At 53.6% G+C, this 20,832-nt stretch carries 24 protein-coding genes; 6 read left to right on the top strand and 18 right to left on the bottom strand.

What is annotated here, in order from left to right:
- The 7 genes from HGBM_RS32025 to HGBM_RS02360 all read right to left on the bottom strand — a co-directional run.
- Positions 1 to 290 (bottom strand): MFS transporter (locus tag HGBM_RS32025; protein ID WP_161605008.1); only part of this gene is annotated, 290 nt, incomplete at its 3' end.
- Positions 175 to 906 (bottom strand): MFS transporter, encoded by a 732-nt coding sequence (locus tag HGBM_RS26330; protein WP_051029562.1) that lies wholly within the window; start codon positions 904 to 906, stop codon positions 175 to 177. The genes HGBM_RS26330 and HGBM_RS32025, both read right to left, overlap by 116 nt.
- A gap of 132 nt (positions 907 to 1,038) precedes the next feature.
- The gene (locus tag HGBM_RS02380) at positions 1,039 to 1,440 is read right to left on the bottom strand and encodes a VOC family protein (RefSeq protein WP_019119505.1); all 402 of its coding nucleotides are present in this window, start codon (positions 1,438 to 1,440) and stop codon (positions 1,039 to 1,041) included.
- Positions 1,441 to 1,591: 151 nt separating this feature from the next.
- A complete protein-coding gene (locus tag HGBM_RS02375; protein WP_019119504.1) occupies positions 1,592 to 2,053 on the bottom strand; it encodes an NUDIX domain-containing protein in 462 nt (153 codons plus the stop codon).
- A gap of 42 nt (positions 2,054 to 2,095) precedes the next feature.
- Positions 2,096 to 2,308, bottom strand: coding sequence for a YbaK/EbsC family protein (locus HGBM_RS02370; RefSeq protein WP_019119503.1), 213 nt, complete (start codon positions 2,306 to 2,308; stop codon positions 2,096 to 2,098).
- A 27-nt stretch (positions 2,309 to 2,335) separates the two neighbouring features.
- Positions 2,336 to 3,544 carry an MFS transporter gene (locus tag HGBM_RS02365; RefSeq protein WP_019119502.1) on the bottom strand — a complete coding sequence of 403 codons (1,209 nt, stop codon included), beginning with the start codon at positions 3,542 to 3,544 and terminating at the stop codon, positions 2,336 to 2,338.
- 431 nt (positions 3,545 to 3,975) lie between these two features.
- The gene (locus HGBM_RS02360) at positions 3,976 to 4,854 is read right to left on the bottom strand and encodes a LysR family transcriptional regulator (RefSeq protein WP_019119501.1); all 879 of its coding nucleotides are present in this window, start codon (positions 4,852 to 4,854) and stop codon (positions 3,976 to 3,978) included.
- Between the two features lie 120 nt (positions 4,855 to 4,974).
- Here HGBM_RS02360 and HGBM_RS02355 point away from each other — a divergent pair, with 120 nt between their 5' ends.
- Positions 4,975 to 5,862, top strand: a complete 888-nt coding sequence (locus tag HGBM_RS02355) for a DMT family transporter (RefSeq protein ID WP_019119500.1) — start codon at positions 4,975 to 4,977, stop codon at positions 5,860 to 5,862.
- A gap of 234 nt (positions 5,863 to 6,096) precedes the next feature.
- On the opposite strand, the gene HGBM_RS02350 is transcribed toward HGBM_RS02355, so the two are convergent.
- From HGBM_RS02350 to glnA, 4 genes are all read right to left on the bottom strand, one after another.
- Complete coding sequence (locus HGBM_RS02350) at positions 6,097 to 6,843, bottom strand: SDR family NAD(P)-dependent oxidoreductase (RefSeq protein WP_019119499.1); 747 nt, start codon at positions 6,841 to 6,843, stop codon at positions 6,097 to 6,099.
- The gene (locus HGBM_RS02345; RefSeq protein ID WP_019119498.1) at positions 6,840 to 7,964 is read right to left on the bottom strand and encodes a GerAB/ArcD/ProY family transporter; all 1,125 of its coding nucleotides are present in this window, start codon (positions 7,962 to 7,964) and stop codon (positions 6,840 to 6,842) included. The genes HGBM_RS02350 and HGBM_RS02345 overlap by 4 nt, the downstream gene beginning before the upstream one ends.
- 97 nt (positions 7,965 to 8,061) lie before the next feature.
- Positions 8,062 to 8,277, bottom strand: a complete 216-nt coding sequence (locus HGBM_RS02340) for a WYL domain-containing protein (protein WP_019119497.1) — start codon at positions 8,275 to 8,277, stop codon at positions 8,062 to 8,064.
- Between the two features lie 201 nt (positions 8,278 to 8,478).
- Complete coding sequence (gene glnA, locus HGBM_RS02335; RefSeq protein ID WP_019119496.1) at positions 8,479 to 9,819, bottom strand: type I glutamate--ammonia ligase; 1,341 nt, start codon at positions 9,817 to 9,819, stop codon at positions 8,479 to 8,481.
- 292 nt (positions 9,820 to 10,111) lie between these two features.
- Here glnA and HGBM_RS02330 point away from each other — a divergent pair, with 292 nt between their 5' ends.
- The 5 genes from HGBM_RS02330 (at position 10,112) to asnB (ending at position 15,627) form a co-directional block, all read left to right on the top strand.
- Positions 10,112 to 10,483, top strand: a complete 372-nt coding sequence (locus HGBM_RS02330) for a MerR family transcriptional regulator (RefSeq protein WP_019119495.1) — start codon at positions 10,112 to 10,114, stop codon at positions 10,481 to 10,483.
- A gap of 75 nt (positions 10,484 to 10,558) precedes the next feature.
- Positions 10,559 to 11,947 carry an ammonium transporter gene (locus HGBM_RS02325; protein ID WP_019119494.1) on the top strand — a complete coding sequence of 463 codons (1,389 nt, stop codon included), beginning with the start codon at positions 10,559 to 10,561 and terminating at the stop codon, positions 11,945 to 11,947.
- The gene (locus HGBM_RS26325; RefSeq protein ID WP_019119493.1) at positions 11,944 to 13,032 is read left to right on the top strand and encodes a DUF294 nucleotidyltransferase-like domain-containing protein; all 1,089 of its coding nucleotides are present in this window, start codon (positions 11,944 to 11,946) and stop codon (positions 13,030 to 13,032) included. The genes HGBM_RS02325 and HGBM_RS26325 overlap by 4 nt, the downstream gene beginning before the upstream one ends.
- Positions 13,029 to 13,781: an exonuclease domain-containing protein gene (locus HGBM_RS02315; protein WP_019119492.1), complete on the top strand. Its 753-nt coding sequence runs from the start codon at positions 13,029 to 13,031 to the stop codon at positions 13,779 to 13,781. The genes HGBM_RS26325 and HGBM_RS02315 overlap by 4 nt, the downstream gene beginning before the upstream one ends.
- A 1-nt stretch (position 13,782) precedes the next feature.
- On the top strand, positions 13,783 to 15,627 hold the full coding sequence (gene asnB / locus HGBM_RS02310) for an asparagine synthase (glutamine-hydrolyzing) (protein WP_019119491.1): 1,845 nt from the start codon (positions 13,783 to 13,785) through the stop codon (positions 15,625 to 15,627).
- Between the two features lie 47 nt (positions 15,628 to 15,674).
- Here the strand turns inward: asnB and HGBM_RS02305 are convergent, their stop codons facing one another.
- From HGBM_RS02305 to HGBM_RS02275, 7 genes are all read right to left on the bottom strand, one after another.
- Positions 15,675 to 15,881, bottom strand: coding sequence for an ATP-binding protein (locus tag HGBM_RS02305; protein ID WP_019119490.1), 207 nt, complete (start codon positions 15,879 to 15,881; stop codon positions 15,675 to 15,677).
- A gap of 106 nt (positions 15,882 to 15,987) precedes the next feature.
- Positions 15,988 to 16,386, bottom strand: coding sequence for a hypothetical protein (locus HGBM_RS02300; protein ID WP_019119489.1), 399 nt, complete (start codon positions 16,384 to 16,386; stop codon positions 15,988 to 15,990).
- Positions 16,387 to 16,500: 114 nt separating this feature from the next.
- A complete protein-coding gene (locus HGBM_RS02295) occupies positions 16,501 to 17,067 on the bottom strand; it encodes a spore coat protein (RefSeq protein ID WP_019119488.1) in 567 nt (188 codons plus the stop codon).
- 38 nt (positions 17,068 to 17,105) lie between these two features.
- Positions 17,106 to 17,606 (bottom strand): MarR family transcriptional regulator, encoded by a 501-nt coding sequence (locus HGBM_RS02290; RefSeq protein WP_026074147.1) that lies wholly within the window; start codon positions 17,604 to 17,606, stop codon positions 17,106 to 17,108.
- Complete coding sequence (locus tag HGBM_RS02285) at positions 17,596 to 19,101, bottom strand: sodium:solute symporter family protein (protein WP_026074146.1); 1,506 nt, start codon at positions 19,099 to 19,101, stop codon at positions 17,596 to 17,598. The genes HGBM_RS02290 and HGBM_RS02285 overlap by 11 nt, the downstream gene beginning before the upstream one ends.
- A gap of 12 nt (positions 19,102 to 19,113) precedes the next feature.
- The gene (locus HGBM_RS02280) at positions 19,114 to 19,887 is read right to left on the bottom strand and encodes a cyclase family protein (RefSeq protein ID WP_019119487.1); all 774 of its coding nucleotides are present in this window, start codon (positions 19,885 to 19,887) and stop codon (positions 19,114 to 19,116) included.
- Complete coding sequence (locus tag HGBM_RS02275; RefSeq protein WP_019119486.1) at positions 19,884 to 20,723, bottom strand: beta-keto acid cleavage family enzyme; 840 nt, start codon at positions 20,721 to 20,723, stop codon at positions 19,884 to 19,886. Before HGBM_RS02275 ends, HGBM_RS02280 begins: the two co-directional genes overlap by 4 nt.
- Between the last annotated feature and the right edge of the window lie 109 nt (positions 20,724 to 20,832).

Here is a 20,832-nt window from a genome sequence, read left to right as displayed (position 1 = left end):
AAAAAAAAGACAAACGTAACCCCCTGAAGCAGTTGAAGGAATACGATCAAGATGGGGCTGTTCGTGACGGCTGTCAAGAAAAAGCGCAGCGCGTAAAAAAGGCCCGCAATGGAGATGATCTTCAACTCGTTTCCCGGTTTTTGGAACCGGTGAACGATTGCAAAAAATACGACCTCAATGACCGTCATGATAAACCAGGCATACCCGACGTATTGCAGATTTCCTCCGCTTCTTTCGATGTAGATGCCAATATACGTATCGTTGATTCGATGCGGTATGGCGATAATCAAAACCATAAAAAAGAAGACAAGTGTCGTTTTTTTGTGAGAGAAACCTTTTCAGGTCGTGGAACCTTAACGGCTTCTGGTTGGCTTGCACGTCATCCAGGGTGATGCAGGTCATAAACGTGATGATTCCATAGCCAAGAAACAAGTACGCCATACTGGTAATGCCAAAGTGATTGGTGACGGTCCCGATGATGATGGACGCGGTTGCATATCCCATCGCTCCATACATGCGAATGGAGCCGTAATGAACGCGATACCTCTGTGCGGATTGGTAATTGAGACTCTCAATCAGCGGGTCGGATGGCATGAAGAAAAAGTACATCAGCCCGACCAATACGACCAGCGGCAGAGTGGCAGAAGATTGGAACAATAGAACGCCTAATCCGATGGAGATTCCAATGATTGCCATCAGCACTTTTTTAATCGTCTTCTTCCTGTCGCAGACAATCCCCCAAAAAGGCTGCGAAAAAATCCCGATAACACCGCCCGCCCCTAGAATCATCCCTATATCCGTTTTGGGAATCCCTTTTTCTGACAGGTAAACGGGCAGAAAGGAGAGGAAGATCGCAAACAAGGAAAAGTAGCTGTAGTTAAAAAAACGCAATGTAGATATGGACATACGTGATCCCTTTCTTGGCATTTTGATTGGTAAAGTATAGGATTTCCAGGGTGGGCTGTCAAGCTGTCAGCCGTATGCGCTCCTACTCTCCGCCGCCCCTGCTTTGAGCACGCAAAAAAAGCCGCCCTGAAATCATGGGGCGGCATATTTCTCTTCCAGATAGTGTGAGATCTCGATCAAGTTTTGGTCCGGATCCCGAATATATACAGATTGGATTGGACCCAGGGCGCCTGTTCTTCTGACCGGACCTTCTTCGATCGGGACTTGATGTTTTTTCAGGTGCTCAAGGATTTCCTCCGCTTTCATCCCATCGGATATGAAACACAGGTCGGCTGATCCTGGCGTCGGCTGTTTTGCCTTCGGTTCAAATTCCTTGCCGGCTTCATGCAGATTGATCTTTTGCTCGCCAAACCGCAGTGCCTTTCTTCCCGCGCCAAAGGTTTCTTCCTCCATCCCAAGCACACGCGTATAAAAACGGATCGTCTTATCGATGTCTTGTACAGTCAACACCAGGTGATCCAGCCGCTTGATCATCTCCGTCCCGTCCCTCCTCGACATTGCGAAGCTTTCATTTTGTATACCCATCTATCATTTGCATACAATTTTATGTACGGTTTCCAATTTTGTCAATTCAATTTCGGGGCATAGAGAACAACAGACGCCTGGTTGAGCACCAGGCGTCCTCTTATACGACATCTCCCAGATACGTGGGTATTGGTTTGCCGTTTACATAATCAATCAGGTAGGGAATCATGGCTTGGGGAAAGAAGTTTTCGTGAGACAAGTCGTCAAACCGAATCCATTCAATCGCCAGCTGACCAGTATCAGGGTTTAGACCCGGCTGTATGTCGTTCGAAGGATGTTTGATTTCACACAGAAATATGTGATCGACTTGGTGAATGCCGCCATCGTATTTGGCGAATTGGTGGTTTTGCCCAATGTATTCGCGTACAAAGAGCAGATCGATTACGACCACATCTTGTCCAATTTCCTCCATACATTCTCGGCGAACGGTTTGCTGCAGATCCTCCCCCGGCTGCTGTCCGCCTCCAGGCAAAAAGTAACAATCTCCATAGGGCTGTCGCACTTTCACGGCCAGGATTTTATCATCCTGGATAATCACGGCTCTTGCTGAATTTCTAATCACCTGTTTCACCTCTCCCGCCGCTCACCGCTTTTGCAGCGAAAACTAGAAAAACTCGTTCAACATCTGATAAAAACGCACCTTGGATTCCCGCATGCTCTCAACAGATGAGACGATAACGTATCCGGTAAACTTCAAGACTTCGTCCGCATTCGCTTTTTCGATCTTTTCCCCTTCCGATTGCAGGACTTTCTTCTCGTCTACCCGGTTGATACCGCTGGCAATGACGCATACCGGTCTTGCCGATTTTGCAGCCACCTCTCATTGTCAATCTCTGAATATCGGTCAGCCGCGCAAGGCTTCGTCTTTTGGCAGAAACACCGTAATGATGCCGATCAATGGCAGGAAAGCGCACAGCTTCATAATGAAAGCGATGCTGGTCGCATCCGCGATCGAGCCCAGCACAACCGAACCGAGCCCGCCCAGTCCGAACGCCAGGCCGAAAAACAAGCCAGACACCAAACCGACTTTACCGGGCAGCAGTTCCTGCGCATAGACGACGATGATCGAAAACGCAGATGACATCACAAACCCTGCCCCAACGCACAAGACTCCTGACCAGAACAGATCGGCATAGGGCAAAAGCAGCGAAAACGGAGCCGCCCCCAGAATGGAAACCCAAATGATGTTTCGCCTGCCGTAGCGGTCAGCCAGCGGTCCGCCGACAAACGTACCCAGGGCGGACGCCGCCAAGAAAGCGAACAAGTACAGCTGGGCTCGTTCCACGGAAAGCCCGTAATCCCCGATCAGATAAAACGAATAAAAGCTGGTGATGCCGGCCGAGTACACGTTTTTCGAAAAAGTAAGCAGGATCAGGATGGCGATCGCTGCGCTGACCTGCCGCCTGGTCAAACCGACGCCGCCGGCTGCTGCTTTTCCCTTGCCCTTCGCACGCGGCAAAAGCTGCTGCTGACGGTACCAATTCGCCACATACACTTGAATAATGATCCCGGCCATCGCGGCAAAGGCGAGCCAGATCACGCCAAATTGCCCCAGGGGAACGAACAGGACGGCTGTCATGATCGGACCCAGCGAACTGCCGATGTTTCCGCCGACCTGGAAGATGGACTGTGCCAATCCCCGCTTGGATCCCGCGGCCAAATACGCGACGCGGGAGGATTCGGGATGAAACACAGCCGAACCGATACCGATGGCGATGACGGAACACAATACAAGGGCAAAATTGGGCGCCACGGCCAGCGACACAATCCCGAGAAACGTAAAGCAGACCCCGATCGGCAGCACCGACGGGCGGGGCCGGACATCCGAATACCATCCGACCGCAGGCTGCAGCACGGATGCGGTGATATTCATCGCAAACGTAATCAGCCCGACCTGGGTAAACGTAAGGCCAAGCGATTGCTTTAAAATCGGAAAGAGCGCGGAAATCGCGGACTGCATGGAATCATTTAATAAATGGACTGCACTGATCGCCAGCAAGACCGAATAGACAGTCGTTGAAACCGCAGCGGTTTTAGCGGCAGTCTGTGCCACTGTGAATTCCTCCCCATCTCCCAATTTGACTCATCTTTCTACACTTCATCTGCTTAAATAAAAAACCTTTCATCCCCCTACGCTTGTGTTCGCGTGAATAAGGGACGAAAGGAGTCTTGCGCACCTTCCGTGGTACCACCCGCATTTACCGCACGCCACTCCCGCGAGCAGCCTCATTTTCATCCAGACCAATCGACTTCGTAAAAGCCTGGATCGCAGCACGATAACGTGTGCGCCCCCGATTTTCCCTAAGGCTGGCAATTTTGCCGGGCGGCAGCCGTCAGGAACATAGCTCCAAGGCGAGTCGGGACGGGATTGCGGCAGTGTTTCCAGCTTCTCACCGCTCTCTGGACGCAAGAGCCCGTCACCTGCTCCTCTTCATAGCCGTTTTCGTCATTTGCTGGTCATTATATTCCTATTTTTTCCTCTCGTCAAGACATTGCCCGGCTTCCTCTCAGTTGATCTCGAAGCAATTTCACAAATTTCCTGAACGCACTGGTCAGAAAAACGTCCTTTCGATAGACAAAAACGACATCTGTCTGTTGATAGCGCGGCGGAATCCGGTGTATCCGAAGCTTCCCTTCACTCTCCAGCTTGCTTACTGCCGAGCGGGGCATAAGCGAGACACCCAAGCCCGCAGTCACGCCGCCCAAGATCGCCTCCAACGTGCCAAACTCCATGATGTTGGTCGGATTGATTCCTTCTTCTCTCAGCCAATCTTCCAATCTTTTCCGGTGTGAGCAGCCTGCCCCGAAAAACAGCAGGGGTTTGTTCAACAGCTCCCTCCGGTCTGCATCGCCCGCCTCCGAGATCAGCACCAATTCATCTTCAAAGACCAGGAACTGCTCGACATCAGGGTGTTCCACGCGCCTGCTGACAAAGGCTCCGTCCAGCTTGTACTGCAGCACTTTTTGCAGCAGATCTTCCGTGTGTCCGGTGATGAGCGACGGTTTCACTTCCGGGTAGTTCCGATGAAAATGAAGCAGCAGTTTCGGCAGGTTGACGGCAGCGATCGTCTCCAACGCCCCCAAGCGAAGCGGTCCCTTGGGCTCAGCGCTGAACTGCGTCGATTTGACGGCCTCGTCCAGCAGCGAGAGAATCCGGTCTGTATAGCCCAGCAAGTTCTCTCCTGCCGTGGTCAGCTTCATCCCTTTTTTTGTCCGGTAAAACAGCGGCGTCCCCAGCTCGGATTCGAGCTGTTGAATTCTTGCCGTAACATTGGATTGAACATAGCCCAGTTTGCCCGCTGCCTTGGTTACGCTGCCTTCATGTGCGACCGCTTGAAAAATACGCAGGTCTCCGCTCTCCACATGGTCATCTCCTTCGCTTGACATCTCTATTACTGATGATAACGTTCTTCTTTATTCATTTTACATGATGATGTTGCACCTGTAAAATCAACTCATCACGCTGCAAGGAGGAACATTCCCATGAAGCAACCGGTGTTTCTGTTTCTGATTTTGACGACCACGCTCGTCAGTGGATTAAATTTTCCCATCGGCAAAATGGGGCTTGCCTTCTCCACGCCCTTCCTGCTCCTCGCCGTGCGGTTCATCGCTGCGGGGCTGATCATGCTGCCGTTTGTCGCGAGGCGGCCGCATCCGCAAACAGGCCGGGAGTGGCTGCGCATTGCCGTCATCGGACTGTTTCAATCCGCTCTGGTTCTCGGGGGAATCTACCTGAGCCTGCAAACGATCGAAGCAGGCACGTCTTCCATCCTGTCTTCCACGAATCCCATCTGGTCGATCGTCTTCGGGGCGCTGCTTTTCGGGTTCCGCTACAGCCTGCTTCAGTGGCTGGGCGTCTTGATCGGTTTTGCCGGGGTCATCGTCACGCAGGGCTTTCAGTTTCAATGGAAATACGGCATCCTGTTTGCATTGCTGGCAGGCATGGCCTGGGGACTCGCTACGCTGTTGACCGGGCGATGGGGCAAGCAGCTGGATGTGTGGGTGATGACCGCCTATCAGATGTTATGCGGAGGTGTTATCCTCTTGATCGCCAGCTTCTTTCTGGAACATCCGCGGATGGAGTTTCACGTCGGTACGTTGGCCCAGGAAGTCTTCGTCTTGGCCTGGCTGATCGTCATGAGTTCCATCGTCCAGTTTTTAACCTGGTTTTATGTACTGCAGCATTACCCCCCTGAAAAGGCGAGCGCCTATTTGTTTTTGGTGCCGCTCTTCGGGGTGCTGTCAAGCTGCTTGCTGCTGGGTGAGCCGATTCACTGGTATGTCGCGGCGGGCGCTGCATGCATCGGTCTGGGGATCTATCTGGTAAACAAACCGAAAAGCATCACCGCCCTGTCCAAATCGCCGGGGTGATCGCCGGCTGACCCGTGATGACTCCAGCCGCCTTTTTCTGGGGAGTTCAAACGTATCGTTTTTGCAGCGGGGACACCCCTGATTTTTTAGTTCTTCGATCGTCGCTACGGCTTCTCCGAAACCGACGAACACCGATTCGCCGCACTGTTTGCAGCGATTAGTCCAAAGTTTTTATGAAAATTTTGTTTAACCTGGAAAAATCCCTGATTTTCAACATAGGCGAAAACTCCCTCGCTACTCCAGGTAGATCATTTTTCTGGTCATCCCGCCATCTATGACCAGATTCACCCCGGTGATAAAATCGTTGTTTGGATCTGTAAGGAATAAACAGGCGCGGGCAATATCCTCCGGTTTGCCTACCCGCTGCGACGGATGCTGCAGATGGTCTGCCTGCCGGAGTTTTTCATAGTCTCCCGTCTCAATCCACCCGGGACTGATGGCATTGACTCGAATGCGATCCGGCCCCAACGAGACGGCGAGCGCATGCGTCAAGGAGAGGATCCCTCCTTTCGAGGCTGCATAGGCCTCTGAGTCGGGCTCTGACATCAGCGCACGGGTCGAAGCAAGATTGACGATCGACCCGCCTCCGTGTTTTCTCATGATTTTGGCTGCTTCCCGGGAACAGAGGAACGTTCCTCTAAGGTTCGTATCCAGGATGTAATCCCATTCGTCGACAGTAAGTTCATAAGGCGACTTCCACTTGCTGAGCCCGGCATTATTGATCAGAATCCCGATTCCGTCAACCCTCTCTTGTATATCGCTGAAAAAACGCTCGATCTCCTCCGGCCGGCTCAGATCGAGAACGCGTGACAAAACGGAATAACCAGCATCCGCTATGAGTGCGGCAGTCTGCTTCAAACCGTCCGCATCCTTGTCGGCGATGATCACGCTTGCGCCTTGCTTCGCATAGGTCATCGCAATCGTGCGGCCAATTCCTTTTCCCGCGCCCGTCACGATCACTGCTTTTCCTTCCATCGTCATCCTTGTTGCTCCTCTCCTTCTATTTTTTTCCTTTTCCTTCGCAAGACAGCTGCACAGATCAACAGGAAAGGCAGAAGAACGCTGTATGTCGCATTAAAAAAGGGCCAGTAAAGCCTTTCCACTGTAAAAAGATAAGAGATATTCGGACTGATGAGCAGTGACAGAGGTACCAGAATCATCCCCAGCGGAAGCGTCAGCGCCCGGTACTCCTTTAATCTCAACAACTGCGCCAACCCTATACTCAGTCCATACACATACAAAATGAATTTGAAGAAAATCGTCAGGAACCAGATAATTCCCAGAATCACTTCGACCCTGCGGATGAATTCACCTATATTAATTTTTTTGGCTAAAATATAGCTGGGGTATAAATGTCTTGCCGTTAAATCGACGCCAAGAACGAGAATGGCCAGAGTGGTAACGAGGAACAAGACCAACCCTCCCAACGCCACCCCTGCGATCAGGCTGTTTCTCACCTTTTTTCTCTCATCGGTGTTCACATAAGGCAAAACCATCAGCACAATCACCAGTTCCATAAACGGGTAGGAAATAAATGTGACTGACCCTCGTAAAATCGGTTTAACCCCTCCCTCCAGGATGGGCTGTACATTATGGATCTGGGCTTGAGGCAGCAAAGCGATGACTAAAAACAATGTTAGTATGATCACCCAAGGGAAAAAGATTTCCGCCGTGCGGGCAATGGGCTCCAACCCTAACCGAACCCCCATCAGCACGATCAAAAGAAAGGTAATATGGATGGCTTCGAGCGGAGTTTGCGGCAGGATGTGGATCGTTATAAAATCCCCGATTTCCCTCAGATACGCTGCGGAATTAATGAAACAATACCCTAAAAACAACAGCGAGACAACCATTCCTGTCCACTTGCCGAGAATTTCTTCGCTGTACCCGATCACAGTCAAATCGGGATGAAGTTTCCCAACCGCATGATATAAAATTCCCAACAAGGTTCCGACTATCACACTGAAAATGGCCACGATCCAAGCGTCTTGTCTTGCTTCGTGGGCAGGAATGGCAGGCAAAACCAGGATCGAATCTCCAATTGTAGCGAGTACAACCAGCACCGTCAATTGTTTCAGGGATATTTGGCCGTTTTGCAGCATGCATGCAGTCATTCCCTCTGCTAAATTTGGTCAAGCCTTTCTCATTATTTGCTTACTGCGGTTTTTGTAACCAGTCCTTAGCAGATAGAAACCGGGATCAGACAGCACGTTGATTGACGACTGGTTCGATGGCAAGAATGTTTTCCAAAGCGAACACTCGCGGCGCCCTGCGCGTCATGCAGTATGCCTTCAAGTGATGACTGGAAACTTCCAATGGCCGCAGGGTTCGTTTTGTCGTCTGCCCTCTTTGATCCAGGTAGATCACCCGGACAAGCTGATGATAGTCGCATGCCCGTTTCAATTCCTTTATCATCGCGTTCGCCTCCGAACAGAACGTTTGTTTGTGTTATATGCGAACAGAACAGGAACATGCAACGCCGTTTTCGTGACGAGGTATCCCCCGGCCTCCCGCAGTGATTGGGCAGCGTGATAGCAGCCCCGCTCAGGAACGCGGCATTCACCTCCCCGTAACAGAACGACCCCTGCATCTTGAGATGCAGGGGGGTCGTGACATCTAGTACGTATTCATATACTGTTCGCGTTCCCACGGATGAACCTCTACGCGGAACAGGTCCCATTCAATCTCTTTCGCTTCGACAAACCGGGAGACGATATGCTCTCCCAGCGCATCTGTCACAACCGAATCCTTTTTCAATTCCTCCAGCGCTTCCTTCAGAGTGGCAGGCAAACTGTCAATATTCTTCTCTTTCCGTTCCGCTTCGTCCATCGTGTAGATGTTTTGATTGGTGGCAGGACCGAGCGGCAGTTTGTTTACGATGCCATCCAGGCCTGCTGCCAGCATGACGGCCAGCGCCAGATACGGGTTGGCAACGGGATCCGGATTGCGCAGTTCGATTCGGGTGCTTAGTCCTCTGCTGGCGGGTACGCGAACCAGCGGACTGCGGTTTTTGGCCGACCAAGCCACGTAGCAGGGGGCCTCGTAGCCGGGAACCAGACGCTTGTAGGAGTTTACCGTCGGATTGGTGATCGCGGCAAATCCCCTGGCGTGCTTGAGCAGGCCTGCCAAATAGTGTTTGGCTGTTTCGCTTAAACCCAACTCGTCGGATTCATCGTAAAAAGCGTTTTCCCCTCCCCTGAACAGCGATTGATGGCAGTGCATGCCAGAGCCGTTAATGCCGTACAGCGGCTTCGGCATAAAAGTGGCGTGCAGCCCGTGCTGTCTGGCAATCGTCTTGACGACCAGTTTAAACGTCTGGATATTGTCGGCCGCTTCGATGGCATTGGCGTACTTAAAATCGATCTCATGCTGTCCGGGAGCGACTTCGTGGTGAGACGCCTCGATTTCAAAGCCCATGTCTTCCAGCGTCAGGACGATGTCGCGCCGGCAGTTTTCGCCCAGATCGCTCGGGGCCAGATCAAAGTAGCCGCCTTGATCGTTAACTTCCAGCGTTGCGTCCCCGTTGGCGTCGGTCTTGAACAGGAAGAATTCCGGTTCCGGGCCGACATTCATCGCGGTAAAGCCAAGTGCTTCCGCCTGTTTCAACACGCGCTTCAAAGCTCCGCGCGGATCACCGGCAAACGGCGTTCCGTCCGGATTGTACACATCGCAAATCAATCGCGCCACCTTGCCGTTCCCGGTCAACCAGGGGAAGATCATCCAGGTGTTTAATTCGGGCTGAAGGATCATGTCTGATTCTTCGATCCTCACAAAGCCTTCGATCGAGGAGCCGTCGAACATCATTTTATTGTCCAGCGCCTTCGGCAGTTGGCTGACGGGAATCTCCACATTTTTGATAACGCCCATCAAATCGGTAAATTGCAGGCGGATAAACCTGACATCCTCCTCTTTCGCGATTCGCAGTATGTCTTCTTTTGAGTAGTTTTTCGCAACCATATGCAACCCTCCAAGTGTGATCAATGACAAGATCATTTTTTCACACAAAAAGCTCCCGCACCATAGTTATGTAAGATAATCTAACATAAAATATGCAAAAAACAAGGATGACCAACCTGTTTCCCACATTATTTTCTTCCATTACGTCAAAAGAGCATTTTTTATGTTATATTATCTAACATAGTTGTTTTCCAAGCATAAGTCGTGTGTTATTTTTACATGGTAATAACTTGCAGCTCCGTGATTATTCGCTTCTCTCAGAACCCAGATTGAACACAAGGAGGAATTGGAAGTGGCATCATACAGAGAGAAAAAAGTGATCCCAATCGGTACTGTCAGCGAATTGACGGGGTTGTCCGTAAGGCAGATCAGGTATTACGAAGAGCGAAAGCTGGTGGTCCCGGATCGCACGAAGGGCGGTACGCGAAAGTTTTCATTTGAAGACGTCGACACCCTGGTGGAGATCGCAAACAAAATGGAAGACGGTCTGCAGACTTTTGAGATCCGCAAGCTGCGGGAAAAAGAGAAGACCCGAATGAGCAAGGAAAAGATACGCGAGGAACTTCTGAAGGGGCAGATCAACGCCCAGTTTAACCGGCATCAGACGCTCAACCAATCGAATAGCATGTTACATTATATGACAAATATGTTGAATTCTGATTAATCCCTCTCCTATAATTTCGGCTAACCACAGCCCAAGATCAGTCATCATCTAAACATGGATAGGAGTTGGATAAAAATGGATAACCATCGTTTTTGGCCCAAAGTACTTTTATGGAGCATCCCCCTCCAGCTCGGATTGACTCCGACCGGCGTCTTTGCTGCAGAGGAGACGACTGTGTCGTCAGTGTCTGCGGGACTGGACGCCCTATGGGTGATGGTCTCGGCGATATTGGTCCTGCTCATGCAAGCCGGCTTCGTCCTGCTTGAGACCGGGTCGACGCGAATGAAGAATGCCGGCCACATCGCAGGCAAGACCATCTTTACGGTCGGCATGTGCTCGCTCGTCTTCTGGTTTGCCGGCTACGGCCTGATTTTCGGGGCAGGCGGAAACGCGTTTGTCGGCTGGGGAGACTTTCTGTTCCAGCCGCAATCCGCGGATACGCTGCCGCCGTCCGTCTTCTTTCTGTTCCAGCTCGCCTTCGCCGCTGTCTCGTTGTCCATTGCCTGGGGCGGCTTTGCCGAGCGGGCGAAGCTGTCCGCTTACGTACTCTTCACCCTGCTCTTCACCCTGCTGGTATATCCCGTCGTCGCCCACTGGATTTGGGGGGGCGGTTGGCTCAGTGAACACGGCAAGCAAGACTTCGCCGGCTCTACTGTCGTCCATTTGACCGGTGCGATGGCGGCGCTGGCCGCTACCCTCCTGCTGAAACCGCGCATCGGCAAGTACAACCGGGACGGTTCGCCCAATGAAATCCAGGGCCATAACCAGGTGTATACGACACTCGGCGTCTTTCTGTTGTGGATCGGCTGGTTTGGATTCAATGCGGGCAGCACGCTCGCTGTCGGCGACGGATTTTTCGGTTATGTCGCCTTTAATACCCAATTGGCGACAGGTGCCGGCGCACTGGTTGCCATGGCCGCTTCCTGGATCTGGTACACAAAAGCGGATATTCCCAACCTGCTCAACGGCACGTTGGCCGGACTCGTCGCCATCACCGCTTCCTGCGCTTTTGTCGAGCCCTGGGCGGCTGTCGTCATCGGGGCGATTGGCGGCTTCCTCGTCGTCGTCTCATCAAGAGTAATCGAACGCATGCAGATCGACGACCCCATCTCCGCGATCTCCGTCCATGGTGTGGCCGGAATCTGGGGCACGCTGTCGAACGGCCTTTTCGCCACCCCCAAGCTCGCTGAAAGCGTCGGCGTCGGTCAGGGAGGTTTCTTTTATACCGGCAGCTTTGAACAGTTGTGGGTGCAGTGCTACGGCGTCGTCTCCGCCGGGTGTTACGCGTTTGCGGTATCATTCATCATTCTGTACCTGATGAAAAAAGCGATCGGACTGCGTGTGACGGAAGAACAGGAGATTCTTGGCCTCGATCTCAGCGAGCACGGCAGCTACGGATATCCGGAGCAAATCCGGGCGGAACACCAAAAACTGTTTGGCAAGGAGCAAGGAGCAAGCGTATGACCATTCCGCTCATCGCGCAAATCTTCCAGGATATTGACGAAGCGCCCCATGTTGATCGACTTCGCGTGATCAATCGGCAGTCCAGAGGCGTATTTGCACCCGAAGGCAGCCTGGACGGCGCGCATGGACTGCTGGCCATGAGCGCCCAGTTGAATCAAATCCACGACAAGATCATTTGCAGGACGATCTGGCTGGCTGAAGCGGAATTGAAGAAACAAGGGCATTTGCCGCCCTGCGCGTACACATTCGTTTTGTTTGGCAGCGGCGGCCGCAGCGAGCGGTCCGCCTTAAGCGATCAAGACAACGGCATTATCTATGAAGACCTTGCGCCAGAGCGGAGCCAGGATACAGAGCAGTACTTCAAGAAGCTGGGTGAGGCCATTGAGGCCTCACTGCAAGCGATCGGCTACCCTCCTTGTGCGGGCGGGGTCACTTGTGGCCAGCCCGCATGGCGGGGGCCTGTTGCCTTTTGGACGAACCGGTTGGACAAATGGAGCGAAGCGCCGATCTGGGAGCATGCCCGCTACATGCTGATCGTCGCCGATATGCGGCCCGTCTACGGCGAAGGCAGACTTGCCGCTGCCGTATCGGATCATTTCCGCACGTGCCTTGGCGGCAATTCCGCACTCGTGGATGCGATGCGGGAAAACGTGCGGTATCGCAAGCCAGGCACAGGTTTTTTCGGCAATTTGCTTAAAATCAGATATGGAGAACACGCAGGCGGCGTAGAAATAAAATACGCCCTCTACATTCCGCTGGTGAATGCCGTTCGCTTGTTGACGGTCGTCCACGGGATCGAAGCCATCTCTACCATCGAGCGAATCAGGCAGCTTGAAGGAGCAGGCATCCTGCCGAGACCATTTGCCAGCCTTGTCCTGCAAAGATTTGCCGAAACGATTGGCCTCCGCGCGATGATCGCCGCAGACGAATGGGATCGCCGGCTTGAATCCAGCGGAATCGTCAAAGCAGATCGGCTGACCAAGCGGCTGCAGAGCCAGGTGAAAGGCTGCTTCTCCACCGCGAAAAAATTGCATCAGTTCGCTCAGGCCCAAGTCAAACAAATGAAGCAGGACGATTTCCCATGAAACAACTGTCGCGCTTTTTCGAAATCTACCGCATGGGCGGACTCTCTCCAGCTCTCATCTCCCTCGTCGACCTGGACAGCGCCCAGAGAATCGCTTACCTTCGTTCGCTTCTCAAGGACAGACAACAGCAGAATCTCAGCCAACTCCCTCTCGGCCAACTCCCGGCAGTCGTATTCGATTTGGAAACAACCGGTTTTCATCCGCAGTCCGGCCACGCCATCATTTCGATTGGCGCCGTTGCCCTGCAGGACTGTGCGATCGTCCCGGACGAGACATTTTACAGCCTGGTAAACCCGAAGCGCGCCATTCCCTCCCTCGTCCAAAGCTTGACAGCCATCACCGACGAGATGGCAAGAGAGGCGCCTGATTTGGCCGATGTGCTGATCCGCTTTTTTCGCTTCGTTCGCCAGCGGACGCTGATCGCCCACGGCAGCGGGCATGACAAGCGCTTTCTCAACACAGCCTTGCGGAAAGTATCGGGTGCTGCCATGATGCACCGCCTATTGGATACGATGATGATCGGGTGCAAATTGTACCCTGGGCAAGTCTCCTTCACGCTTGATGATTGGCTCCGCTTTTACGGTCTCGAACAAGCGGGACGTCACCATGCCCTGCAAGACTCGGTCATGACGGCCCGATTGTGGATCGCCCTGGTCGATGACCTGAAAAACAGGGATATCCAGACGCTTGGTGACCTGTACGAATTTCTCGGACGGGATCATTCCACCTATCTCAAGGAGATGATTTGACATGTGCGGCATTACTGGTTGGATCGACTGGCGTAAGGATTTGAGCGGCTATTCGGTCATACTCGAAACCATGACCCGAACGCTAACCCATCGCGGGCCAGACGCGACGGGCGTCTGGATTTCCCGTTACTGCGCATTGGGACACACGCGGCTGAGCGTGATCGATCCCGAAAACGGTGCACAGCCGATGGTCCGCACGGCAGGCGGCTATCCATATACGATCGTGTACAACGGCGAGCTTTACAACGCGCCGGAGCTGCGCAGACAATTAACGGAGAGAAACCACACTTTTCAGACAACCTGTGACACCGAGGTGCTGCTTTTGTCTTACATCGAATGGGGCAGATCCTGTGTCGAACGATTCAACGGCATTTTCGCCTTAGCGATTTGGGACGACAGGGAGCAGTCGCTGTTTCTCGCCCGCGACAGATTGGGCGTGAAGCCGCTGTTTTACGTCCATCAAAACGACATGCTGCTGTTTGGGTCAGAGCCGAAAGCGATCCTGGCCCATCCCGACTTTCCGGCAGAGGTGGACGCCGAGGGCTTGGCGGAAGTCTTCGCCATCGGTCCCGCCCGCACCCCGGGTCACGGCATCTTCCGCCACATGGCCGAGCTGAAGCCGGGGCATTGGATGGAGTTTACCCGAAGCGGCTTGGCGAAGCGGGCCTATTGGCAGCTTGAGAGCAAGCCCCATGAAGATGATCTGGAAACGACAGCAGCGCACATCGGCGACCTGTTGCGGGACGCAGCGGTGCGCCAGCTCGTCTCTGACGTGCCGCTCTGCACCATGTTGTCCGGCGGAGTCGATTCCTCGGCTTTAACGGCGCTGGCCGCCCGCCAGTTTGCGAGCGACAACCGCGGCCGCCTGCATACTTTTTCTGTAAATTACGTCGACAACGACAAGCACTTCCAGGCGAACGCCTTTCAGCCGAATGCCGACGCTCCTTGGATTGCACGGATGTCCGATTTTCTCGGCACCAGGCACCATGAGATTCTGTTTGATACCCCCGATCTCGTCGAATCGCTGTACGCTTCCGTCTACGCCCGGGATACGCCGGGAATGGCCGATGTCGACGGCTCGCTCTATCTGTTCTGTCAGGAAATCAAGAAACACGCCACGGTTTCCGTATCGGGAGAAGCGGCCGATGAAATATTCGGCGGGTATCCCTGGTTCCACCGGAAAGAAATGCTGTCGGCAGGCACGTTTCCCTGGTCGCTTGCGATCGGCACAAGGGTCGGTTTGCTGGCGCCGGACTTGACGGCCTGGATGCAGCCGGAGCATTACGTGCAAAGACGTTACCAGGAAGCGATCCAGGAAGTGCCGAGGCTGCCTGGCGAGACGCCGCAGCAAAACCGGATGCGCGAGATGTCGTATCTGAGCATTACGCGTTTCATGCCGACGCTGCTCGACCGGAAAGACCGCATGAGCATGGCCTGCGGCTTGGAAGTGCGCGTCCCGTTTTGCGACCACCGGCTGGTCGAATACGTGTGGAACATCCCGTGGGAGATGAAAATGACGGGAAACCAGGAGAAAGGCATCCTGCGCAAAGCGCTGGCCGGCGTCCTGCCGGAAGACGTCCTGTATCGCAAAAAAAGTCCTTACCCGAAAACGCACAACCCCAATTACCTCACTGCCGTCCGCCATCATCTGCTGGACATCTTGCAAGACAGCTCATCACCGCTGCTGCCGTTGATCGACCGGGAGAGAGTCGGCGCCATGGCCAAAGCAGATGCCACTGAGCTGTATACGCCCTGGTTTGGGCAATTGATGAGCGGACCGCAAATGTTTGCCTATTTGATCCAGGTGGACGCCTGGCTGCGCAAGTACAAGGTGTCGATCCGCTAGACGGCATGGCGATGGCGAAATAAGGCTCGTCAAACGGCGAGCCTCTATCATTTGGCATCAGCGTTCCCGGCCAGCGATATCGTGAACCGGAAGGTATGCCGGTCACCGTCTGACTCTACGCCGACTTGTCCCTGTTGCTGCCCGATCATCTCTTTGACCAGAGCCAGTCCCAATCCACCCCGCCGGTTTCCCTGTTTCGCGAGAATCCGACTCTGCTTTATGGTAAACGGCCTCCACACAAAGACGTCCGGCATGGCTCTTCCCCTCGTCATGTATCTACTACCGTACGACCTGTTTGTTGAGATTCGATAAAAAATGACTGCGGAACAAATCCGGCAGCCATTCGCAAATATCTTTCCATTACTTCCTCGCCGACTTCACGTACGCTTCCTTCCGAACCCGAAACGCTGACCAGGTGTCATCGATCGAGATCAGCGAAACGCCTATGTACCCGGCCTCCTTGAGAACCTCCCAGCCGCTGTCCCGGCTGATGTCTGTTTTGATCTTTGAACTTTTCTTGGGGTACGCTACCCAAAAATGAGCGTCTTCCTGCAAATGAGGCAGCACTTTTGGTGCGTAGTCATCCAATTCGGCTTTTGAATGAACAAACAATAAGACAAAATCGAAGCTTCCTTCCAATGCGCTTGTCACTTCGACATCTTCCGGAAGTTCTTCAGCGGGGAGCGTAAAATGCTCAGGAGGATTAACAACAGTGGCGCGGTATCCGCTCTTGATCATCAACTTCTTAACAAGCCCCATGATTTTCCATCCTTTATCATGAATTACACTTTACACCCAACGTTACCAGATGATCGTTCGTCAAGACAAGTTACAATGAAAAAACCATGCTGTCATTCAGCATGGTTTTTTCCTTTACTGCATCGTCATTGCCGCCGATTCCGGAACGGTATTGTACAGCTTCCCCAGCGTGTTTAACGTAATCGGAGCGGCCGGCTCCAACGGGTAATATCCCTTCTTCACCATCCACTGCCAGACGTCATAGGCATGCCTGGAACTCATGCGGAAGCCATCCTCCAAAAAGGTTCTGATCTCGGGGTTGCTCATCTCCATCGCAGCCCAGGCGTATTCTCTGCCCGCCCGTTTTAACGTCAACAGGTACGCGGTCGCCATCTCGCGGTCGTTCATGTCCTGGACGGTGGTACGGGGAGTGACGGGAGTAGTGGTATTGGGTTGCGTGTAGGATTGCAGCGTCGGGTTTAATTCAGGCACCGGCAAAGGAGATGCGGCCCCTTGCGCTTGGCTCAAATACTGCACCTTCATGTTGTAGTCCTTGATATGAAAGGGAAAGTGCTGCTGCAAAAGGGCTTTTAGCTCCTGATCCTGAACGTGGTTCATAAAGTACGCCATATTCGTGATCGAATTGACGCAGCTCATGGCCAGCTCATGCAGATCGAAAGCTTCGTGTGCGGCAAGCTGCATAGTCTTCTTCAACTCCTCTGGAATATTCATCAACATCCCTAGATTGGCTTAGAAGGATCCAGACTATGCGTTGAAACTTGCCATTTTTGGATCAGCGACTCGCCGCCCCTGCTCAACTTCACTCTCATGCGAAATATGCCGGTTTGCTCCAGGTAACCTTGGCGAATCAGTTTCATCATGTGGCCGGCAAGAACGTGGTTGTCTACAGGAAAGCGCTCGCATAACTGCTCATGCGAATAATCGGGTTCCTCCTGGAAAAATTGCAGCAGCTCCAGATCCAATCGATTGATCCCCTGTGAGAGCCTATCCGCTTCTCTCCGGTCAGACGGCATGAAGAGCGCGTCAGCTCGTTTGGTCAAATAAAACTGATAAAAGCCGATCCCTGCGGTGGACTTCCGGCGGATGTACCCCTGCTGCTCCAGCTCTTCGATGAGTTCATTCGTGACGAATGAATCAACGTTGAGCAGGTCGGTAATTTCCGCCATCATGTGGAAGCCTTCACGTATAAACGTGAGCACCTGCTTCTGTTCAGGAGACATGCAGCTCACCTCCGTGCTCTGCCGCATCCGCATGGTACTCCTTTTTGGCGAAGTATTTGGGCTTTGTCAAAAAACTGATGACGACGGTCGGCACCGTGGTCGTGACGAGCCCGACGATTCCGACATGTGCCAGGCTGCTGGTGCTGTATATATGCAAGGTATCCAGCCCGATCCAAACCGTCATGGCGCACAGGCCGATCAGCCCGCCCCAGAAAGCCCCGTCTGCGGTTGTCCGCTTCCAAAACACGCCCAGCACCAACAAAATCGATGCCGGCCCCAGCCAAGCCGTGGCAAAGGCAAACAGAAACAGCGGTCCTCCCGGAAACCAGCAGAGAATCCAGGATAGCAGGCCAATCACGATCGTAATGTACCGGCTTGGCTTGACCAGGTCTTTGGCTGCCGCCCTCGGAGCGAACCCCCGCTGGTACAAATCCCTGACGGCCGTTCCGCTCGCTGCCATTAACGTCGTGGAGGCTGTGGACATGGAGGCCGCAATCCCAAAAATCAGCAGGTATCCTCCGAAAAACACCGGCAAATCCTTGAGGACCATACCGTAAGCGGCTTCCGGCAGAATCTCCCCGACGGGTTGGAACATCGTCGGGTATTTCGCTACAGCGTAGACGCCAATCACCCCGAGCAATCCGTTGATCAAAAACAGCAGAATCCCCGCACCGACATAGGAATTTCTCGCCACTTTTTCACTTCTGACCGACGCGACACGCATCCAATAGTGCTGGCTCCCCCAGACGAGAAACATCGAATACAAAAAAATCATCGTAAGCACACTCGGGTACTGCAGCGACCAGACGGGCATCTGCCAGCCTGCAATCCCTGCCAGCCAGACACTCTGCTCGCCGGGCCAGCTGGCAAAAGCCCAGTCTATCCCCCCGTACGTGGAGACCAAACCGATCACGAGCAGCGGGATTCCCACCAGGCCAATGATCATCTGCACAAAATCGGTAAGGGTGACCGCCCATAAACCGACCAGATAGGTAAAGGCCAGGAAGGTAAACAATCCGATGGAAATCGCGATAAACAGCGGCCACTCTGTATACCCCTGGATGACCAGCGCCATGGATAAAATGTTATTGGCCGTAATTCCGATCAAAGCAACGGTGGTAGACAGCGCGATCATCGTCCTGACCCGTTTGGAATAGCGAATTTCCAACCACTCGGGCAGCGTATGGGCACCGGAGCGGCGGGCGTAGGGAGCAAACAGCAGACCGTACAGCAAAATCCCGATAATCCCGTAGGCACCGGCAAAAACGAGGGTGGAGACAAGGCCGCCCCTGATGGCAAGGCCGGGCGCCAGCGCTACAGAGGTACCCGCCCAGCCAATGGCGGATACGCCGAGGATATTCACCAATAGCCCGATCTCCCTGCCTGCGATCAGAAAGTCGGAAGAACTGGCAATCCACTTCTTGCTGTAGATTCCGATATAAATCATCAAGCCGAAAAACAGCAGCATCAAGCCGATCGATCCGGCATTCCCCATGCTCCCCTCCCCCTATCCTTGAAAAATGGCGACAGGGCGGGCCCAGCCTCCGCTGGCCCCCTTGATTTTCACCGGGAACACCGCCACCTGAAACCCGTATGGTGCCGGCAGCTGGTCCAGGTTGGCCAATTTTTCGATCTGGCAGTACTCCTTCTCCCGCCCGACGAAATGGGCAGCCCAGAGGACCCCGTCCCGCGGATTTCGCTTGTAGTCGGCGGCTTGAACTGAGAAGGGGATATCCCATCCCCAGCCATCCGTGCCCATCACCTTGATCCCCTGATCAATCAGCCAATGCGTCGCCGCCGCGGACATTCCGGCATGGACTTGGGCGTAGTCGGGATCGTAAAACCGCTTGTCCGCATCCGACCTGACCAGCACGATGTCGAACGGTTTGAGCTTGTACCCGATCTCCGCCAGTTTGTGCTGCAAATCGTCGGCGGAGATTTCATACCCGGCCGGCTTATCGCTGAAATCAAGCAAGACTCCGTCACCGTAGAACCATTCCAGCGGCAGTTGATCGATCGTCCGCGCAGGTTTCCCTTCCGATGTCGGCCAGTAGTGCCAAGGAGCGTCCACATGTGTGCCGGTGTGGGTGGTAAGTGTCACCGTTTCCACAGCCCAGGCCTTCCTCTCCGGAAAATCATCCGGCTCCAGCCCGAAAAATTGCGCGGCTTCCTCAGCGCCGGCTTCATGCGCAAAATAGCTGATCTTCGGCTTCATCGGCTCTCCCGCTTGATTGTCGAGCGGAACGCTCAGGTCGATGATTCGCAGCCCTTCTCTCTTCATGCCATGCATCCTCCCTGCTTGTTTTTTCGCAGTCCCAGGAGCTCTCTGGCCTCGTCAGGCGTCGCAATCTGTCTGCCGAATTCACTGGCAAGTCTGACAATTCTCTCCACAAATTGCGCATTCGTCCTGGCCAGCTCTCCTTTGCGGTAGTACACATTGTCTTCCATCCCGACCCTGACATGGCCGCCCATGGCAATCGCCATCATGTTCATCTCCAGTTGGTGCTTGCCGATCCCGATCGCAGACCACGGCGATCCGGCGGGTATGCTTTCTGACAGAAACAGCAAGTTCTTCGGAGTAGCCGGCATGCCGCCCGGTACGCCAAGGACAAACTGGAAGTAAAAGGGAGGTTTGGTCCAGCCTTTTTTGGCAACTTGCAAGGCGTTGGCAATCATCCCGGCCTCGAATACCTCGATCTCCGGCTTGACGTTGCATTCCTGGGCCTTTTGGGCCAGCCGTTCCAGAAAATCAGGCGGATTGAGGAATACGCTTCCGCCAAAGTTCATCGACCCGGCATCAAACGAGACCAATTCCGGCTCCAGCTCACAGACCCGCAGCCGGTCTTCTTCCCGCAGGTTTAGTCCCCCGGACGAGGTGAGATTGAGCACAATGTCGCATCGCTCCCTGATCAGCTTGACCGTTTCGGCAAACGCCGCATAATCCATCGAAGGGTTGCCATCCTGATCCCTGACGTGAATATGGGCGACGGCAGCCCCCGCCTGCCAGGCTTCGTAGACGGAATCGGCAATCTCTTGGGGAGTGATGGGCAGGTAAGGCGAGTCCCGCCGCGTCGTGACTGCACCGGTTGTAGCCACGGTAATGATCAGATTTTCCATTCTCATTTCCTCCTTTTGACTAGCTTATGCAGCAAGATTGATGCCAACGCGGCAAGGTGGGCATCAAACAACAGAGTGTGCAAAAATCGCACACTTTTCACATGGAAAC

This window comes from Brevibacillus massiliensis (assembly GCF_000311785.1).
GTDB lineage: Bacteria > Bacillota > Bacilli > Brevibacillales > Brevibacillaceae > Brevibacillus_C > Brevibacillus_C massiliensis.
The sequence above is the reverse complement of the archived record's forward strand: the minus strand, read 5'-3'. Positions and strand labels throughout refer to the sequence as shown.

Coding starts and splice junctions, on each gene's coding strand:
- HGBM_RS26330 (WP_051029562.1), bottom strand. CDS start 906: ATGTCCATATCTACATTGCGTTTTTTTAACTACAGCTACTTTTCCTTG.
- HGBM_RS02380 (WP_019119505.1), bottom strand. CDS start 1,440: ATGATCAAGCGGCTGGATCACCTGGTGTTGACTGTACAAGACATCGAT.
- HGBM_RS02355 (WP_019119500.1), top strand. CDS start 4,975: ATGAAGCAACCGGTGTTTCTGTTTCTGATTTTGACGACCACGCTCGTC.
- HGBM_RS02350 (WP_019119499.1), bottom strand. CDS start 6,843: ATGACGATGGAAGGAAAAGCAGTGATCGTGACGGGCGCGGGAAAAGGA.
- HGBM_RS02345 (WP_019119498.1), bottom strand. CDS start 7,964: ATGCTGCAAAACGGCCAAATATCCCTGAAACAATTGACGGTGCTGGTT.
- HGBM_RS02340 (WP_019119497.1), bottom strand. CDS start 8,277: ATGATAAAGGAATTGAAACGGGCATGCGACTATCATCAGCTTGTCCGG.
- glnA (WP_019119496.1), bottom strand. CDS start 9,819: ATGGTTGCGAAAAACTACTCAAAAGAAGACATACTGCGAATCGCGAAA.
- HGBM_RS02325 (WP_019119494.1), top strand. CDS start 10,559: ATGGATAACCATCGTTTTTGGCCCAAAGTACTTTTATGGAGCATCCCC.
- HGBM_RS26325 (WP_019119493.1), top strand. CDS start 11,944: ATGACCATTCCGCTCATCGCGCAAATCTTCCAGGATATTGACGAAGCG.
- HGBM_RS02315 (WP_019119492.1), top strand. CDS start 13,029: ATGAAACAACTGTCGCGCTTTTTCGAAATCTACCGCATGGGCGGACTC.
- asnB (WP_019119491.1), top strand. CDS start 13,783: ATGTGCGGCATTACTGGTTGGATCGACTGGCGTAAGGATTTGAGCGGC.
- HGBM_RS02305 (WP_019119490.1), bottom strand. CDS start 15,881: ATGCCGGACGTCTTTGTGTGGAGGCCGTTTACCATAAAGCAGAGTCGG.
- HGBM_RS02300 (WP_019119489.1), bottom strand. CDS start 16,386: ATGGGGCTTGTTAAGAAGTTGATGATCAAGAGCGGATACCGCGCCACT.
- HGBM_RS02295 (WP_019119488.1), bottom strand. CDS start 17,067: ATGCAGCTTGCCGCACACGAAGCTTTCGATCTGCATGAGCTGGCCATG.
- HGBM_RS02290 (WP_026074147.1), bottom strand. CDS start 17,606: ATGTCTCCTGAACAGAAGCAGGTGCTCACGTTTATACGTGAAGGCTTC.
- HGBM_RS02285 (WP_026074146.1), bottom strand. CDS start 19,101: ATGGGGAATGCCGGATCGATCGGCTTGATGCTGCTGTTTTTCGGCTTG.
- HGBM_RS02280 (WP_019119487.1), bottom strand. CDS start 19,887: ATGAAGAGAGAAGGGCTGCGAATCATCGACCTGAGCGTTCCGCTCGAC.
- HGBM_RS02275 (WP_019119486.1), bottom strand. CDS start 20,723: ATGGAAAATCTGATCATTACCGTGGCTACAACCGGTGCAGTCACGACG.